The sequence below is a fragment of the Jiangella muralis genome (genome assembly GCF_001270745.1).
GTDB lineage: Bacteria > Actinomycetota > Actinomycetes > Jiangellales > Jiangellaceae > Jiangella > Jiangella muralis.
Genome location: NZ_KQ434752.1, coordinates 206,750 through 222,405, shown reverse-complemented (window position 1 = coordinate 222,405; position 15,656 = coordinate 206,750). Strand labels below are relative to the sequence as shown.

At 73.9% G+C, this 15,656-nt stretch carries 15 protein-coding genes; 5 read left to right on the top strand and 10 right to left on the bottom strand.

Annotated features, from left to right (window positions below; translation table 11 throughout):
* Positions 1-3: 3 nt before the first annotated feature.
* On the top strand, positions 4-1,182 hold the full coding sequence (locus ACW62_RS03965; RefSeq protein ID WP_053202785.1) for an AI-2E family transporter: 1,179 nt from the start codon (positions 4-6) through the stop codon (positions 1,180-1,182).
* Between the two features lie 10 nt (positions 1,183-1,192).
* On the opposite strand, the gene ACW62_RS03960 is transcribed toward ACW62_RS03965, so the two are convergent.
* From ACW62_RS03960 to ACW62_RS03940, 5 genes are all read right to left on the bottom strand, one after another.
* On the bottom strand, positions 1,193-1,780 hold the full coding sequence (locus ACW62_RS03960) for a hypothetical protein (RefSeq protein WP_053202784.1): 588 nt from the start codon (positions 1,778-1,780) through the stop codon (positions 1,193-1,195).
* Positions 1,781-1,791: 11 nt separating this feature from the next.
* Entirely contained in the window at positions 1,792-2,283 is a 492-nt protein-coding gene (locus ACW62_RS03955) for a SigE family RNA polymerase sigma factor (protein WP_053202783.1), read from the bottom strand.
* An 86-nt stretch (positions 2,284-2,369) separates the two neighbouring features.
* A complete protein-coding gene (locus ACW62_RS03950) occupies positions 2,370-4,478 on the bottom strand; it encodes a 3-hydroxyacyl-CoA dehydrogenase NAD-binding domain-containing protein (protein WP_053202782.1) in 2,109 nt (702 codons plus the stop codon).
* On the bottom strand, positions 4,478-5,674 hold the full coding sequence (locus ACW62_RS03945) for a thiolase family protein (protein WP_240477227.1): 1,197 nt from the start codon (positions 5,672-5,674) through the stop codon (positions 4,478-4,480). The genes ACW62_RS03950 and ACW62_RS03945 overlap by 1 nt, the downstream gene beginning before the upstream one ends.
* Positions 5,675-5,726: 52 nt before the next feature.
* Entirely contained in the window at positions 5,727-6,449 is a 723-nt protein-coding gene (locus tag ACW62_RS03940; RefSeq protein ID WP_053202781.1) for a DNA alkylation repair protein, read from the bottom strand.
* A 97-nt stretch (positions 6,450-6,546) separates the two neighbouring features.
* On the opposite strand from ACW62_RS03940, the gene ACW62_RS03935 reads away from it, so the two are divergent.
* Complete coding sequence (locus ACW62_RS03935) at positions 6,547-7,956, top strand: protoporphyrinogen/coproporphyrinogen oxidase (protein ID WP_053202780.1); 1,410 nt, start codon at positions 6,547-6,549, stop codon at positions 7,954-7,956.
* Between the two features lie 366 nt (positions 7,957-8,322).
* On the opposite strand, the gene ACW62_RS03930 is transcribed toward ACW62_RS03935, so the two are convergent.
* Positions 8,323-9,579: a ribonuclease D gene (locus ACW62_RS03930; protein WP_053202779.1), complete on the bottom strand. Its 1,257-nt coding sequence runs from the start codon at positions 9,577-9,579 to the stop codon at positions 8,323-8,325.
* Entirely contained in the window at positions 9,576-10,178 is a 603-nt protein-coding gene (locus ACW62_RS03925) for a DUF3000 domain-containing protein (protein WP_053202778.1), read from the bottom strand. The genes ACW62_RS03930 and ACW62_RS03925 overlap by 4 nt, the downstream gene beginning before the upstream one ends.
* Positions 10,179-10,237: 59 nt before the next feature.
* On the opposite strand from ACW62_RS03925, the gene hemE reads away from it, so the two are divergent.
* Complete coding sequence (gene hemE, locus ACW62_RS03920) at positions 10,238-11,332, top strand: uroporphyrinogen decarboxylase (RefSeq protein ID WP_083459278.1); 1,095 nt, start codon at positions 10,238-10,240, stop codon at positions 11,330-11,332.
* On the opposite strand, the gene ACW62_RS03915 is transcribed toward hemE, so the two are convergent.
* Positions 11,284-12,222: a DUF4349 domain-containing protein gene (locus tag ACW62_RS03915; protein WP_053202776.1), complete on the bottom strand. Its 939-nt coding sequence runs from the start codon at positions 12,220-12,222 to the stop codon at positions 11,284-11,286. The two genes, hemE and ACW62_RS03915, sit on opposite strands and share 49 nt — an antisense overlap.
* A 128-nt stretch (positions 12,223-12,350) precedes the next feature.
* On the opposite strand from ACW62_RS03915, the gene hemG reads away from it, so the two are divergent.
* Entirely contained in the window at positions 12,351-13,784 is a 1,434-nt protein-coding gene (gene hemG, locus ACW62_RS03910; protein ID WP_205629123.1) for a protoporphyrinogen oxidase, read from the top strand.
* Entirely contained in the window at positions 13,781-14,485 is a 705-nt protein-coding gene (hemQ, locus tag ACW62_RS03905; protein ID WP_053202774.1) for a hydrogen peroxide-dependent heme synthase, read from the top strand. Before hemG ends, hemQ begins: the two co-directional genes overlap by 4 nt.
* Here hemQ and ACW62_RS03900 read toward each other — a convergent pair.
* Both ACW62_RS03900 and ACW62_RS03895 read right to left on the bottom strand, forming a co-directional pair.
* Positions 14,482-15,192 (bottom strand): hypothetical protein, encoded by a 711-nt coding sequence (locus ACW62_RS03900; protein ID WP_053202773.1) that lies wholly within the window; start codon positions 15,190-15,192, stop codon positions 14,482-14,484. The genes hemQ and ACW62_RS03900 overlap by 4 nt on opposite strands.
* Positions 15,189-15,524, bottom strand: a complete 336-nt coding sequence (locus ACW62_RS03895) for an RNA polymerase sigma factor (RefSeq protein WP_053202772.1) — start codon at positions 15,522-15,524, stop codon at positions 15,189-15,191. Before ACW62_RS03895 ends, ACW62_RS03900 begins: the two co-directional genes overlap by 4 nt.
* Between the last annotated feature and the right edge of the window lie 132 nt (positions 15,525-15,656).

Genomic DNA, 15,656 nt, shown 5'->3' with positions numbered 1-15,656 from the left:
TCGGTGACCACCACCCCTTCCGGGCGCCGTCCGGACCCTGACTGGCTGCGGCCCGAGTCCATCATCGCGCTGCGGCTGCTCATCATCGGCGTGGCCGTCGCCGCCTCGATGTGGCTGGTCCTGCAGGTGCAGTTCATCGCCACCGCGGTCGTGCTGGGCTTCGCCGAGGTGGCGCTGCTGTGGCCGCTGGCCCGCTGGCTGCGGCGCAAGCGGGTGCCCGCCGTGTTCGCGGCGTTGCTGTGCGTGCTGCTGTTCCTGGCGTTCTTCGCCGGGCTGCTGGTGTTCGTCATCACCGAGGTGGTCGACTCCTGGCCGCGCATGGTCGACGCCGTCACCGGGTCGATCAACGAGATCAACGACTGGCTCGAGGGCGGGCCGTTCGGCATGGACACGCAGAGCGTCCAGGACCTCCTCGGCGAACTGCAGTCCCGGCTGGGCGACGTGCTCGGCGACGTCACCAGCGCGGCGGTGGGCGGCCTGTCGCTGGTCGGCAACTTCGCGACCGTCATCCTGATCGCCACGTTCTTCACGATCTTCGCGCTGACCAGCGGCGACAAGCTGTGGAAGCAGTTCGTGGGCACGCTGGCGATCGGGCACCGCGAGCCGGCCGACGCCGCCTTCCGGGCGTCGATGCGCACCGTCGGCAACTGGTTCTACGCCTCGACCCTCACCGGCCTGGTCGACGGCGTGCTGATCGGCGTCGGGCTGCTGATCCTGGACGTGCCGCTGGCGGTCCCGATCGGCGCGCTGACGTTCATCATGGCCTACATCCCGCTGGTCGGCGCCACCCTGGCGGGCGCGGTCGCGGTGCTGGTCGCGCTCTTCTCCGGCGGCTTCACCACGTCGCTGTGGGCACTGGGCATCGTCATCGTCGTGCAGCAGATCGAGGGCAACGTCCTGTCGCCGCTGCTGATGTCGCGGGCGCTGAACTTCCACCCCGTCGTCACCCTCATCCTGACGACGGCCGCGGGCACGGCGTTCGGGCTGATCGGGCTGTTCCTCGCGGTGCCCGCGACGGGCGCCATCGTCGCCGCGGTGCTGGCCTGGCGCCGGATCACGCGGGCGCGCGAACTCGCCGAGAGCGGCGAACCACCGGGCGACGACGGCGAATCACCACCGGTCGACGCGACCGCGCCGCCGTCCGCCGACCCGCCGTCGCCGCTCGGGACGCCGTCCCACTGACGGGACGGAGTCACCAGAACAAGGCGTCGGCCACCTGGAACACCCGGGACGAACCGAGGGCGCACGGGTCCGCCGGATCGATGGCGGACCCCCCGGCTGCGGGGTTGACCAGGCCACCGCCCACGCCGGCGGGGCCGTCCTCGTGGGCGAATGGCCGGCCTTGGGGGTCGTAGACGACGGCGCGCCCGTCGTCGTCGCGGCCCACCGTCCACTCCGGCGGCCAGGCGACCGGAACGACCGCGCTGCCGATGGGCGTGATCGCGACGCAGCCGTCGTCGGTCACCGTGAGCGTGCCGTCGAGGCGGGCGTGGAAGACGAGCCCGGGGCTGGTGGCCTGGGTCAGCAACTGGACCGGGCGCGCGACGGCGTCGGGCCCGGCGCTGCGGGCGGCCGGCGGATCGCCGGGCAGCCAGGCCAGTCCCGCCGCGGCGGAGCCGGCTACCGCCAGGGCGACCACCGGAACCGCCGCGAGCAGCGTCGTCCGCCGCCGTCGCCGGCGGGCCCGGCCGCGCTCGACGGCCCGGCCGACGGCGTCCGGGTCGAACGCCTGCTGCGCAGCCCGGACGTGCAACGCCTCCCGCAGAGCCTGTTCGTCCATACGTCCTCCGCTCAACCCAGTTCCTCGGCCGTCGCCGTGTGGCGCAGCCGGGCCAGGGCGCGCGACGCCTGGCTGCGCACGGTCCGCGGGCTGCACCCGAGGGCGTCGGCGATCTGCTCGTCGGAGAGGTCGCAGTAGTACCGCAGCACGACGACGGCGCGCTGCCGGGCGCCGAGGCCGGCCAGCGCGTCAGCGAGCGCCGACCGGCCGACGACGGCGGGCTCGCGGTCGTCGACGGCGGCCGGGGCGCCGGGCCAGCGCCGGCCCCGCCGGTCGCGGCTCTGTGAGCGGCGCATCGACACGTGCTGGTTGACCAACATCGTCTGGACGTAGCCGTCCGGACGCTCCAGCCGACTGATCCGCGCCCACCGCAGATACACCTTGACCAGCGTCTCCTGGACGAGGTCGTCGGCGTCGGCGGGGTGGTCGCAGAGCAGGCCGGCAACGCGGCGCAGCCCCGGCCCGGCCCGGTGGGCCCACTCCTCGAACGGCGACGTGCTCACCCGGCCGGCTCCTCTCCCTCTACTCTGTCAACGCCACCCTCGGGGCCGGGTGTTGCAGGCGGGAGAGAAACCGGCCGGCGACGGCGTCAGGCGCGGACGACGCTCGCGATGCCGGGCGGGAGGAAACGCCGTCCGGTGGCCCGCTCGGCCACGCCGCTGCGATCGAGGTACGGCGTAATGCCGCCCAGGTGGAACGGCCAGCCGGCGCCGAGCAGCATGCACAGGTCGATGTCCTGCGCCTCCGCGACCACGCCTTCGTCGAGCATGATGCGGATCTCCTCGGCGACGGCGGCCAGCGCCCGTTCGCGCACCTCGTCGGCCGTGAGCACGGTCGAACCCTGCTCGAAGAGGGCGGCGGTGGCGTCGTCGAGGTAGGGCTTGCCGTGCTCGTTCCATGACCAGATGCCGGGCTTGCCGGCCGCGACCAGGCGGCGCAGGTTCTCGGACACCGGGAAGCGGTCGGGGTAGGCGTCGTGCAGGGTCTCGGCGACGTGCAGGGCGACGGCCGGGCCGACGAGCTGCAGCAGGACGAACGGGGTCATCGGCAGGCCGAGCGGCGCCAGCGCGTTGTCGGCGACCTCCAGCGGCGTCCCCTCGTCGGCGGCGCGGGTGATCTCGCCGATGAACCGCGTCAGCACGCGGTTGACGACGAACGCGGGGGCGTCCTTGACCAGCACGCACGACTTCTTCAGCGTCTTGCCGACGGACAGCGCCGTCGCGAGCGTGGCGTCGTCGGTCGCTCCCGCGCGGACCACCTCGACCAGCGGCAGCACGGCCACCGGGTTGAAGAAGTGGAACCCGACGACGCGCTCGGGGTGGCGCAGCTTCGACGCCATCTCCGTGACCGACAGCGACGACGTGTTCGTGGCCAGCACGCAGTTGGGGGAGACAACGGCCTCGAGGTCGGCGAAGACCTGCTGCTTGACCTTCAGCTCCTCGAACACGGCCTCGATGACGAAGTCGGCGTCGGCGAAGACGGTCTTGTCGGTGGACCCGGTGACCAGCGCGGTCAGCTTGTTGCGCGCGTCGGGCGACAGCCGCCCGCGCGCCGCCAGCTTGTCGATCTCGGCGTGCACCCAGCCGACGCCCTTCTCGACCCGCGCGGCGTCGAGGTCGGTGAGGACGACGGGGACCTCCAGCCGTCGGACGAACAGCAGCGCCAGCTGGCTGGCCATCAGCCCGGCACCGACGATGCCGACCTTCGTCACCGGCCGGGCCAGCGACTTGTCGGGCGCGCCGGCCGGCCGCTTGGCCCGGCGCTGGGTGAGGTCGAACGCGTACACGCCGGAGCGGAGGTCGTCGCCCATGATGAGGTCGCCGAGCGCGTCGTCCTCGGCCGCGAAGCCCTCCTCGCGGGAGACGGTGCGGGCGGCGGCGACGAGGTCGAGCGCGCGGTACGGGGCCGGCGTGGCGCCGTGCAACCGGCCGTCGGCGGCGGCCCGGCCGCGCGCGACGGCGGCGTCCCAGGCGTCAGCGGACCGGTCGACCTCCGGCCGGTCGACGGAGACGTCGCCGCGCAGCACCTGCGCCGCCCAGTGCAGCGACCGCTCGATGAAGTCGGCGCCGTCGAACGCGACGTCGGCGATGCCCAGCTTCCCGACCTGCGGGCCGCGCAGCATGCGGTTCTGGTTGAGCGCGTTCTCGACGATGACGGTGACGGCGTTGTCGGCGCCGATGAGGTTCGGCAGCAGCCACGCGCCGCCCCAGCCCGGTACGAGGCCGAGGAACACCTCGGGCAGCGCGATGCCCTGCGCCGCATTGGACACCGTGCGGTAGGTGCAGTGCAGCCCGAGCTCCAGGCCGCCGCCCAGCGCCATGCCGTTGATCAGCGCGAACGTCGGTACCGGGCCGTTGGCGAGCTTGCCGAACACGCGGTGCCCGAGCTGCCCGAGCGCGACCGCCTGCGCACGCTCCGTCACCAGCGCCATGCCCTTGAGGTCGGCGCCGGCGGCCAGGATGAACGGCTTGCCGGTGACGGCGACGGCGACGACGCCCGGCTCGGCGTACGCGGCGTCGATGGCCTTCTCGAGGCCCAGCAGCGTGGCCGGGCCGAGCGTGTTGGGCTTCGTGTGGTCGTGGCCGTTGTCGAGCGTGATCAGCGCGGCCTTGCCGGCGCCGAGCGGCAGCTCGACGAAGCGCAGGTGCGAGGTGGTGACGACTTCGTCGGGGAAGACGGTGGCGAGGTCGGTGGTCATCAGGCCGCGGCCTCCTCGGAGTAGTCGGCGTGGTGCGGGTTCTCCCAGACGACGGTGCCGCCCATGCCGATGCCGATGCACATGGTGGTGACGCCGTAGCGGACCTCGGGGTGCTCCTCGAACTGCCGGGCCAGCTGGTTCATCAGCCGGACACCGGACGAGGCGAGCGGGTGGCCGACGGCGATGGCGCCGCCGTACTGGTTGACGCGGGGGTCGTCGTCGGCGATGCCGAAGTGGTCGAGGAAGGCCAGCACCTGGACGGCGAACGCCTCGTTGATCTCGAACAGCCCGATGTCGTCGATGGTGAGACCTGCCCTGGCCAGCGCCTTCTCCGTCGCCGGGACCGGGCCGACGCCCATGACCTCGGGCTCGACGCCGACGAAGGAGTACGACACCAGCCGCATCTTCGCCGTCAGCCCGAACTCGGCGGCCGCGTCGTCGCTGACCAGCAGCGCCGCGGTGGCGCCGTCGTTCAGGCCCGCGGCGTTGCCGGCGGTGACCCGGCCGTGCGGGCGGAACGGGGTCTTGAGCCCGGCGAGGTCGTCGACGGAGGTGCCGGGACGCGGCGGTTCGTCGGCCGTCGCGAGGCCCCAGCCCTGCTCGACGGAGCGGGTGGCGACGGGGACGAGGTCGGGCTGGATGCGGCCGTCGGCGACCGCCTTGGCGTACTTGGCTTGGCTGGCCGCGGCGAACGCGTCGGCCCGCTCCTTGGTGAGGTGCGGGAAGCGGTCGTGCAGGTTCTCGGCGGTGCTGCCCATGACCAGCGCGGACGGGTCGACCAGCTTCTCGGCGAGGATGCGCGGGTTGGGGTCGACGCCCTCGCCCATGGGGTGGCGGCCCATGTGCTCGACACCGCCGGCGATGACGACGTCGTAGGCGCCGAACGCGATGCCGCCGGCCGTCGTCGTCACCGCCGTCATGGCGCCGGCACACATGCGGTCGATGGCGTAGCCGGGGACGGACTTGGGCAGCCCGGCCAGCAGCGCCGCCGTCCGCCCGATGGTCAGGCCCTGGTCGCCGAGCTGGGTGGTCGCGGCGATGGCGACGTCGTCGACGCGCTCGGGCGGGAGGCCCGGGTTGCGGCGCAGCAGCTCGCGGATGCAGTTGATGACGAGATCGTCGGCGCGGGTCTCGTGGTACATGCCCTTGGGTCCGGCCTTGCCGAACGGTGTGCGGACACCGTCGACGAACAGCACGTCGCGAACAGGCCTGGTGGAGCGTGGCACGTGGCCCTCCTCGGATCGGAAGCTACCCACGAGTAACAATACTCGGTGGGTCGATGTTACGCAGTGCCTCGCGGCGTGACAACGGCGACAGGTCGGCCTCGTGCGCGGCGACGAACGCGCGCACCCACCCGGGGTCGCGTTTGGCGTGCTCGCGCAGCGCCCAGCCGATGCCTTTGCGCAGGAAGAACTCCTTGTCGTTCGCGTTGGCCTCGATCGCCTCGGCCAGCAGGTCGACGTCCGTGCCGGCCTTGGCGCCGAGCTGGCAGATGATCGCCGTGCGACGGCGCCAGAGGTCGGCGTCGTGGGCCCAGCCGCGCACGACGGGGGTCGCGTCGGCCGGATGGGCGCGCAGCACCGGGCCGACGGAGCGGATCGCGAGCTCGTCGACGAGATCCCACCAGGCGCCGGTGACGATCAGGTGGTCGTAGAGGCCGAGCGTGCCGGGGCGCGTCGCGTAGGCGGCGTACGGCTTCAGCTGCGCCAGTGTGATGGCCGCGTAGCGCTCCTCGCGGAACTCGGCGCCGTCCCACAGCGCCAGCACCGCGGCCCGCCAGCCGTCGTCGTCAGGCAGCCGGTGAGCTGCGAAGACCGGCTTCAGCGCGGCCGTGCGGGCGGGCTTCTTGACGCCGAGGAACGGCATGGCCGACTTCATGTACGCGCGCATCGGCTCCGCGGCCGCGGGATCGGCGGCCGCACGCAACGCCGTCCGCACGGCGGCGACGAGAGCGGTGTGAGCGGTGACCATCCCGCAACGGTAGGGCGTCACAGTTCGCGGCCGTGACGATCATCGGAGCGCGTGACGGCGTGTCGCGGGGGCGAATTTCGTTAGGCTGAGCCTTCACATGACCGGCTCGTACGATCTCATCGTGCTCGGCGCCGGGCCCGCGGGGCTCGCCGCCGCGTGGCGCGCTGCCCAGCGGGGCCTGAAGGTGACGCTGCTGGAGCGGGCCGACCACGTGGGCGGGCTGGCCGCGTCGTTCGAGGTGGGCGGGGTGCGGGTCGACCAGGGGTCGCACCGGCTCGACTCCGGCACGCCGCCGGCGATCCTGCACGACCTGCGTGCCCTGCTCGGCGACGACCTCCAGCAGCGGCGGCGGACGAGCCGCATCCGGGTCGGCGACCAGTGGCTGGCGCTGCCACTGCGGGCCGACGAGGTCGCACGGCGGCTGCCGCCGTCGTTCCTGGCGCGGGTCGCGCGCGACTCCGCGGTGTCGAGGTTCCGCCGCGAGGAGGGCGACACCTACGGCGGGCTGGTGCGCAACCGCGTCGGGCCGGCGCTGTACGAGTCCATCTACGGGCCGCTGGCCGAGAAGCAGTGGGGCATGCCGGGCGACCGCATCAGCGCCGAGCAGGCCCGCCGCCAGACCGACCGGCTCGGCACCTGGCGGGTCGCGGCCCGGGCGCTGCGCCGTAGCCGCCGACGCGGCACGTCGGCGGCCGGTGGAGGCTACTACTACCCGCGTACCGGGTTCGGGCAGCTGGTCGAGGCGCTGGCCGACGCCGCGGTGACGGCGGGGGTGGAGATCCGCTGCGAGGCCGAGGTCGACCGCGTCCGCGTCACCGAGGACGAGGTCGAGGTCAGCACCCAGGACGGCGACGTCCTCACCGGCGGGCTGGTGTTCTCGACGCTGCCGCTGCCGGTGCTCGCCCGCATCGCCCGCCCGGCGCCGTCGCTGACGTCCATCGAGTCGTCGGCACGGCTGCGCTACCGGGCCATGCTGCTGGTCTACGTCGTCCACCAGGGTGGCCGGTGGAGCCCGTACGACTCCCACGACATCCCCGACCCGCGCACGCCGGTCATCCGCATCTCCGAGCCGGCGAACTACCGCGTCAACCCCGACGACCCCGCCGACCGGTCGGTGCTGTGCGCCGAGATCCCGTGCTCGATGACCGACGACGTGTGGGGGCTCGACGACGAGTCCCTCGCCGATCTCGTCGACGAGGCGCTCGGGCTGACCGGGCTGCCGAAGCTGAACCGCGTCCACGTCGAGAGCCGCCGCATCGGCCAGTCGTACCCGATCTACCGGGTCGGCTACGAGCAGGACCTCACCGATGTCGACACGTGGGCCCGCATGATCCGCCGCGTCGTCACCCTCGGCCGTCAGGGCCTGTTCGTGCTGGAGAACATCGACCAGGCCCTGCTCATGGCCTACGGCGCCGTCGACGCCATCCGCGACGACGGCCGCTTCGACCGCTACGCCTGGACGGTGGCACGCGAACGGTTCGCCCGCTCCGGCTACGTCGACGGCTGAGCGTTTCGTTCGCGGCGCGACGTTGTCGGTGCCCGCCCATAGGGTGGGCCCCACCCGGGCCGGGAGGGTCATGCCTACCGTCACCGCGCGGCGGACGCAAGGGCGAGAACGGACCCGGCGGGCGGCCAGCGGACAGCAACGCACAGCGGAGCCGGTCGCCGAACCCCGTGGTCACCGGGGTGACGTCCCCTGAGGTGGTGTGGTTTCCGGCTGTGGAGCGGGAGCAGTCCGCTCTGATCGTGCGCGGCCACCGATGGTTGGCGGATTACTGGCGCCCTGGGCCCACCAAACCGCCAACCATCGTTCGACCATCCACCCCCAGAGGCGGCCGACCGCGCCCCCGACCATGGAGAGCGAACTGAACGACTAAGCCGACTCGGCTGGAGGAGCGGCAGGCGCCGGCGCAGGCTCGGGCGGTTCCGGATTCGCGAACGCCTCCGCCACCGCGGCCGCCGTCAACCCGATCTGCCAATCCCGGGCGCCGCGCCCGCGGAACAGGTCGGCCACGGCGTCGGCGGTGAGCGGCGCCGGCGGCTGCCAGGCGGCCCGGCGGAGGGTGTCGGGGGTGAGCAGGTTCTCGACCGGCAGATCGTGGGCCTCGGCGATCGCCGTGACGCGGGCGCGGGCGGCGGCCAGCCGGGCGGCGGCGTCGGGCTGGCGGGCGGCCCAGGCGCGCGGCGGCGGCGGGCCGTCGTACGGCGCGGTCTGCGGCGGCAGCTCCTTGTCGGGCAGGGCCCGTGCGTCGGCGACGGCGCCGAACCAGCGGGACAGCTCGCGCCGCTGCGACCGGCCCCGGTAGACCGGCATCGCCGACATGGCCTCGGCGCTGGTCGGCATGGTCAGCGCGGCCTCGACGATGGCGGCGTCGGGCAGCACCCGGCCGGGGGAGAGGTCGCGCTGCCGGGCGAGGTCGTCGCGGGCGTACCAGAGCTGACGGACGACGGCGAGGCGGCGGCGGTCGCGGACGCGGTGCATGCCGGACGTGCGCCGCCACGGGTCGGCGCGCGGCTCCTGCTGCGGCGCCGCGGCGATGGCCGCGAACTCCTCGTGCGCCCAGTCGAGCTTCCCCGTGGAGATCAGCCGCTCCTCGAGCGCGTCGCGCAGCTCGATCAGCAGTTCGACGTCGAGGGCGGCGTAGCGCAGCCAGTCCTCGGGCAGCGGCCGGGTGGACCAGTCGGCGGCCGAGTGGCCCTTCTCCAACGCGTAGCCGAGCACGCTGTCGACCAGCGGGCCGAGCCCGACACGGGGGAGTCCGAGCAGCCGGCCGGCCAGCTCGGTGTCGAACAGCCGTTCCGGCTTCATGCCCACCTCGGCGAGGCAGGCGAGATCCTGCGACGCGGCGTGCAGCACCCACTCGGTGTCGGCGAGGGCGGCGCCCAGCGCGGACAGGTCGGGGACGGCGATGGGGTCGATCAGCGCGGTCCCGGCGCCGTTGCGGCGCAGCTGGATGAGGTAGGCGCGGTGCCCGTAGCGGTAGCCGGACGCGCGCTCGGCGTCGACGGCGACCGGCCCGTCGGCGGCCGCGAACGCCGCGATCGTGGCCTTCGCGGTGTCGGCGTCGGTGATGACGTCCGGAAGGCCGTCGCGCGGCTCCAGCAGGGGAGTCGAGGCGTCGTCCGTCAACGGGCCCGCCTACGACGTGTCGGTGGCATCGCGACGACGCCGGCCGGCAGTGGCACCAGCCCAGCCGCCGTCGTCAACGCGTCGCCCCAGGCCAGGGCGTGTGCGGTGAGGTCGGACTCGAGCGGAGTCCAGGACGCGCGGATCTCGATCTCGGCGCTGGCCAGATCGCCGGCCATGCCGCCGAACCCCTCGGACGCGACCCGGGTGACGGTGCCGCTGGCCGCGGTGTACGGCGCGGACCGGCCGGCCAGCGACTCGACGATCCAGGTCCAGCCGACGGCGAGCAGCAGCGGGTCGGCGCCCATCTCCGGCTCCAGGCTGGCCCGCAGGTACGTGACCAGGCGGAACTCTCCGTGCCAGGCCTCCTGGCCGGCGGGGTCGTAGAGCAGCACGAGCCGCCCGGTGGCGGTGGCGTCGTCGTCGCCCTCGTCGGCGAAGACGTCGGCGCTGAGCGCGTGCGTATGCGGCGCCAGCCGCTTCGGGGCGGGGGCCTGCTCGAGGCGGACCTCCCGCCGGAACTGGGCGGACGTCAAGGAACGCACGGCAAGCTCGAAGACAGCCGGTACCCCCGGCTGGAGACCCTCGGTGTCCCTTGCCACAATTGGCAGACTAGGCCCGTTTGACGGTCGCGTCAGGCAGGCACGCCCGCCATGCGACGATCAGTGATGTGACCGTGACCTTCGACGACAACGCCACCGCGCCCGCGGACCCGTCCGACAGCCTGTTCCTGCGCGCCTGCCGCGGCGAGCGCACGAGCCGTCCACCTGTGTGGTTCATGCGTCAGGCGGGGCGCTCGCTGCCCGAGTACCGGCGGCTGCGCGAGGGCGTGCCGATGCTGGAGTCGTGCACCCGGCCCGACATGGTGACCGAGATCACCCTGCAGCCGGTCCGGCGATACGGCGTCGACGCCGCCATCTTCTACTCCGACATCGTGGTGCCGCTGCGGGCGGTCGGCGTCGACGTCGACGTGAAGCCGGGCATCGGCCCGGTGCTGGGCCACCCCATCCGCACCCGCGCCGATCTCGACCAGCTGCGCCCGCTCGAACCGGGCGACGTCGCGTTCGTCGACGAGGCGGTGCGCACGCTGGTCGGCGAGCTGGGCGGCACGCCGCTGATCGGCTTCGCCGGCGCGCCGTTCACGCTGGCCTCCTACCTCGTCGAGGGCGGCCCGTCGAAGAACCACGAGGTCACCAAGGCGCTCATGCACAGCGACCCGGAGCTGTGGCACGAGCTGCTCAGCCGGGTCGCCGGCATCTCCTCGACGTTCCTCGACGTCCAGGTGCGGGCCGGCGCGAGCGCGGTCCAGCTGTTCGACTCGTGGGCCGGCGCGCTGTCGGCCGCCGACTACGCCAAGTACGTCCACCCGCACAGCGCCGAGGTCCTCGACAGCGTCATCGACGTCCCGCGCATCCACTTCGGCGTCGGGACGTCGGAGTTCCTGCCGCTCATGGCGTCGGCCGGTGCCGATGTCGTCGGCGTCGACTGGCGGCTGCCGCTGGACGAGGCCGCGCTGCGGGTGCCGGGCAAGCCGCTGCAGGGCAACCTCGACCCCGCGCTGCTGGGCGCCGACTGGCCGGTGGTCGAGCGCGAGGTGCGCCGCATCGTGGCCGAGGGCCGGCGGGCGCCGGCGCACATCTTCAACCTCGGCCACGGCGTGCTCCCGACCACCGACCCGGACGTGCTGGCCCGCGTGGTCGAGACCGTTCAGGCGGCGGGCGGGCCGGGCACCGGCAGCGGCTCCGGCGCGGCCTGATCCCGTCGCCGCCGGACGATCCGGTAGGCGGGGACGCCGACCAGCGTCGCCAGCGCGGCGAACGGCAGCACCGCGCCGACCGCGGTCAGGAAGCCGCCGCCGACGGTCACGAACGCGTCCCAGCCACCGGCCAGCCCGGCGAGGAAGCCGCCGTCATCGTCGTCCTCCTGCGGCGGCGCCTCGCCCCGCTCGTACAGGTTCAGCGTGACGGTGGCCATCGCGGTCAGCCCGGCCAGCTGTTCCTGGCGGCTGAGCAGCGCGTCGAGGTCGGCCTCGCGGGTCGCCAGCTCGGATTCGATGCTGACGACGTCGCTCAGCGCGCTCGCGTCGGCCAGCAGGGCGCGGATGCGGGCGATGCTGGCCCGCTGCGACTCGACCCGCGACGCGACGTCGACGACCTCCTGGGTGACGTCCTCGGTGCCGCGGTCGCGGCTGGTGACGTCGCCGAGCTGCTCCAGCTCGGAGACCGCCTGCTGGTGGCCGTCGGAGGGGATCTTCAGCGTGAGGACGGCCATGCGGTCGCCGTCGACCTGCTCGTTCGCCACGAAGCCGCCCGCGGTGGTCGCGACGGCCGCCGCCCTGTTCGCCGCCGCGAGGACGTCGTCGGTGTCGATCGAGAGGTCGACGGTGTAGATGATGGAGCGGCCGTCGACCGCGTTGGCGATGTTCGCGATGACGCCGCCGCCGTCGCCGCTGGCCTGGTCGCCTTCGCCGGCGGCCTGGTCGCCGTCACCGGGGGCCTGGTCGCCGCCCTCGGGCGGCGCGTCGGCTGCCGGCGCCTCGTGCGCGGCATCGCTGCCGCCCGAACTGTCGTCCGCACCGCCGCAGCCGGCCAGTGCGACCGCCGCGAGCAGCGCGATGGCCGCCCCGAACGTCGTCCGTCGTGTCATGACGCCTCCCGAGGTCGGTGTTGCCAGGTTCGACGGGGCGGCCGGCGGCCGGGTTGCGGACCGGCTGGTCACGATCGGGGAACGACCTGGTCACGGGCGTGGGATGGGCACGTGCGATGCTGGGGCGCGTGAGCGGTGTGCGGGTGGCGGTCGTCGGTGGCGGGATCAGTGGACTGGCGGCGGCGTGGTTCCTGCGCCAGTCACTCGGGCCTTCGGCGTCCGTCGTGGTGCTGGAGAAGCAGCCGGTCGTGGGCGGGCACCTGCGGGTGTCCGAGGTGGCCGGCCTGCCGGTCGACGAGGGCGCGGAGTCGCTGCTGGCGCGGCGGCCCGAGGCGGTCGGCCTGGCCCGCGACGTCGGGCTCGGCGACGACATCGTGCACCCGGCGGCGGCCGGCGCCGGGCTGTGGAGCCGCGGGTCGATCGTCGCGCTGCCGGCCGGGACGGTCATGGGCGTTCCCGCCGACCCCGCGCAATTGGCCGGTGTGCTGACGGCGGCCGAGATGACCGCGGCGATCATCCGCGACGCCGCGGACCCGCTGAGCGTCGGCGAGGACGTCGCGATCGGGCGGCTGGTGCGGTCGCGGTACGGCGACGCGGTGGCCGACCGGCTGGTCGAGCCGCTGCTCGGCGGCGTCTACGCGGGGCGCGCGGACGAGTTGTCGCTGGACGCGACGGTGCCGGCGCTGGGCGCCGCGGTGCGGACGGCGGGGTCGCTCGGCGAGGCGGTCGCCGGGGCGTCGGCGCAGCAGGCGCCGGCGACCTCTTCGGCTGCGCCGGTGTTCGCCGGGCTGGCCGGCGGCGTCGGCCGGTTGCCGGGCGCGGTAGCGGCCGCGTCGGGCGCCGAGGTGCGGACCGGCGTGACCGTGCGTTCCATCGAGCGGACGGCGGACGGCTGGCGGCTGGTGACCGGACCGGTCCCGGCGCCGTCGGTGCTGGACGTCGACGCGCTCGTGGTGGCGACGCCGGCGGTGGCGGCGGCCCGGCTGCTGGCGTCGGCGGCCCCGGCGGCCGCGGCGGAACTGGGCGGTGTCGAGGCGGCCAGCATGGCGATCGTCACGCTCGCGCTGCCGGCGGACGGGTTCCCGGCGGCGCCGTCGACGTCGGGGTTCCTGGTGCCGCCGGTGGACGGGCGGACGGTCAAGGCAGTGACGTTCTCGTCGGTGAAGTGGCCGTGGCTGGGCGGGCGGGCCGGCGGGATGGTGCTGCTGCGCGCGTCCGTCGGCCGGCACGGTGAGGCCCGTGACCTGCAGCGCGACGACGACGACCTGGTCGCGGCCGCGCTGGCCGACGTCCGGGCGGCGACCGGCTACGCGGGCGGCGTCGTCGACTCGCGGGTGACCCGGTGGGGCGGGGCGCTGCCCCAGTACGCCGTCGGGCACCTGGACCGCGTCGCGCGCATCAGGGCCGCCGTCGAGGCCGTGCCCGGGCTGGCCGTGTGCGGCGCCGTGTACGACGGCGTCGGCGTCGCGGCCTGCGTCGGAGCCGCCCGCGACGCGGTCGCCAGGATCGTGACCGGGGTGGCCGCGGACCTGTCGGAGGGCCGTGCCAGGATCGAATCATGAACGAGGCAGAGCCGAAGCCCAAGGCGCGCGAGCTGAACCAGGTCATCCGGTACACCATGTGGTCGGTGTTCCGGCTGCGCGCGCCGCTCGGCGCCACGTCGCGGGCCGACCTCGCCGACGAGGTCACGTCGCTGTTCGCCGAACTCGCCGCCAAGGACGTCGTCGTCCGCGGCACCTACGACGTCGCCGGTCTACGCGCCGACGCCGACCTCCTCGTCTGGTGGCACGCGCCGGCCATCGAGGACCTCCAGACGGCCTACCACCGGTTCCGCGGCACCGCGTTCGGCCGCCAGCTCGACCCCGTCTGGTCGCAGGCCGCGCTGCACCGTCCGGCCGAGTTCAATAAGAGCCACGTCCCGGCCTTCCTCGCCGACGAGGAGGCGCGCGCATACGTGTCGGTGTACCCGTTCGTGCGGTCCTACGAGTGGTACCTGCTGCCCGACGCCGAGCGCCGCCAGATGCTCGCCGACCACGGCAAGATGGCCCGCGACTATCCCGACGTCCGCGCCAACACCGTCGCGTCGTTCTCCCTCGGCGACTACGAGTGGATCCTCGCCTTCGAGGCCGACGAGCTGCACCGCATCGTCGACCTCATGCGGCACCTGCGGGGGTCGGAGGCGCGGCGGCACGTCCGCGAGGAGGTCCCGTTCTACACCGGCCGCCGGCTGGAGCTGCCCGACCTGGTCGCGGCACTGCCCTAGCCGGTCACCTCGACCTCGACCGGCCCGCTGTAGAGCCAGACGAACGGGTCGTCGAAGTCCGCCACGCGGTTCGAGGTCACCTCGAGACCGACGTAGACCTCGTAGCTCCCCGGCGGGAACACCAGGTCCATCTCCTCGAACGGATCGGCCTGGTCGCAGGGCGCGTGGTGTACCGCGAAGCCGAGGTCGTCGCTCTCGCCGGGATCGACATCAATAGTCATGTTGATACCCGGGATCAGCGCCGGATGGCCGACGACCCGCCCGTTCTGGGTCACGATCAGGATCGGGCCGGCGCCCACGCTGCCCTCGACCCGGGTGTCGCTCACATTGGTGACGGTGACGTCGCCGATCTCGCCATCGAGGTTCGCCACCGGCGACGCCAGTTGAACGTCCATGGTGAGCGGCGCGTCGGGCATCGGCTCTCCTGGGTCGAACGGCACGTCGCACCCCACGAACGGGTAGTCCGGCAGCGGTGAGGTCGGCGTCGCCGACGGTTCGGCGGCCACCGGAGGATCGCTGTCGTCGCGGGGGAGGAGCGCGGCCGTCGCCGTGCCGACGGCAGCCACCGTCAGCACCACCGCGGCGCCGGCGGAGGCGACGCGGGTGCGCCGGCGGCGGGCGATGCGGCCGCGGAGTTGATCGACGTCGAGGGCGGCGGGAGCAGGGGCGTCCGCGGCGAGGTCGTCGAGGCGGGAGCGCAGGGTCATCGCAGTTCCTCCGGCGCGTCGGTGAGCAGGGGTTCGAGACGGGCGCGGGCGTCGCTGAGGTGCCGCTTCACGGCGCCGGGCGCGCAGCCCAGCACGTCGGCCACCTGCGCCACCGAGAGGTCCTCGTAGTAATGCAGCACCACGCAGGCGCGCTGCCGCGGCGACAGCGCCGCCAGCGCGGACCGCAGGTCGGCACCGTCGACGACGGCGTGCTCGGGCCCGTCGGAGGAGTCGCGGCCCACGACGAGGAGGTGCCGGACCCGCAGCCACCGGCCGAACCGGCGCCGCCCGTCGACGTGGATGGTGAGGGTCGGCCGCCTCGGCGGCGTCACCGGTCAGCAGGTACGCGTAGCGCAGCAGCGCCTGGCCGCGGGTCTCCGCCAGATCGGTGAAGACGTGCTCCCAGCTCGCCACCGGCCACCTCCGCCCTCTCACACCTAGGACGAACGACGGGCCGATCCGGT

What these genes read in the sequence shown, in the direction of transcription:
- ACW62_RS03960 (WP_053202784.1), bottom strand. Translation starts at nt 1,780, where the DNA reads ATGGACGAACAGGCTCTGCGGGAGGCGTTGCACGTCCGGGCTGCGCAG.
- ACW62_RS03950 (WP_053202782.1), bottom strand. Translation starts at nt 4,478, where the DNA reads ATGACCACCGACCTCGCCACCGTCTTCCCCGACGAAGTCGTCACCACC.
- ACW62_RS03915 (WP_053202776.1), bottom strand. Translation starts at nt 12,222, where the DNA reads ATGACACGACGGACGACGTTCGGGGCGGCCATCGCGCTGCTCGCGGCG.
- ACW62_RS03935 (WP_053202780.1), top strand. Translation starts at nt 6,547, where the DNA reads ATGACCGGCTCGTACGATCTCATCGTGCTCGGCGCCGGGCCCGCGGGG.
- ACW62_RS03940 (WP_053202781.1), bottom strand. Translation starts at nt 6,449, where the DNA reads ATGGTCACCGCTCACACCGCTCTCGTCGCCGCCGTGCGGACGGCGTTG.
- hemQ (WP_053202774.1), top strand. Translation starts at nt 13,781, where the DNA reads ATGAACGAGGCAGAGCCGAAGCCCAAGGCGCGCGAGCTGAACCAGGTC.
- ACW62_RS03900 (WP_053202773.1), bottom strand. Translation starts at nt 15,192, where the DNA reads ATGACCCTGCGCTCCCGCCTCGACGACCTCGCCGCGGACGCCCCTGCT.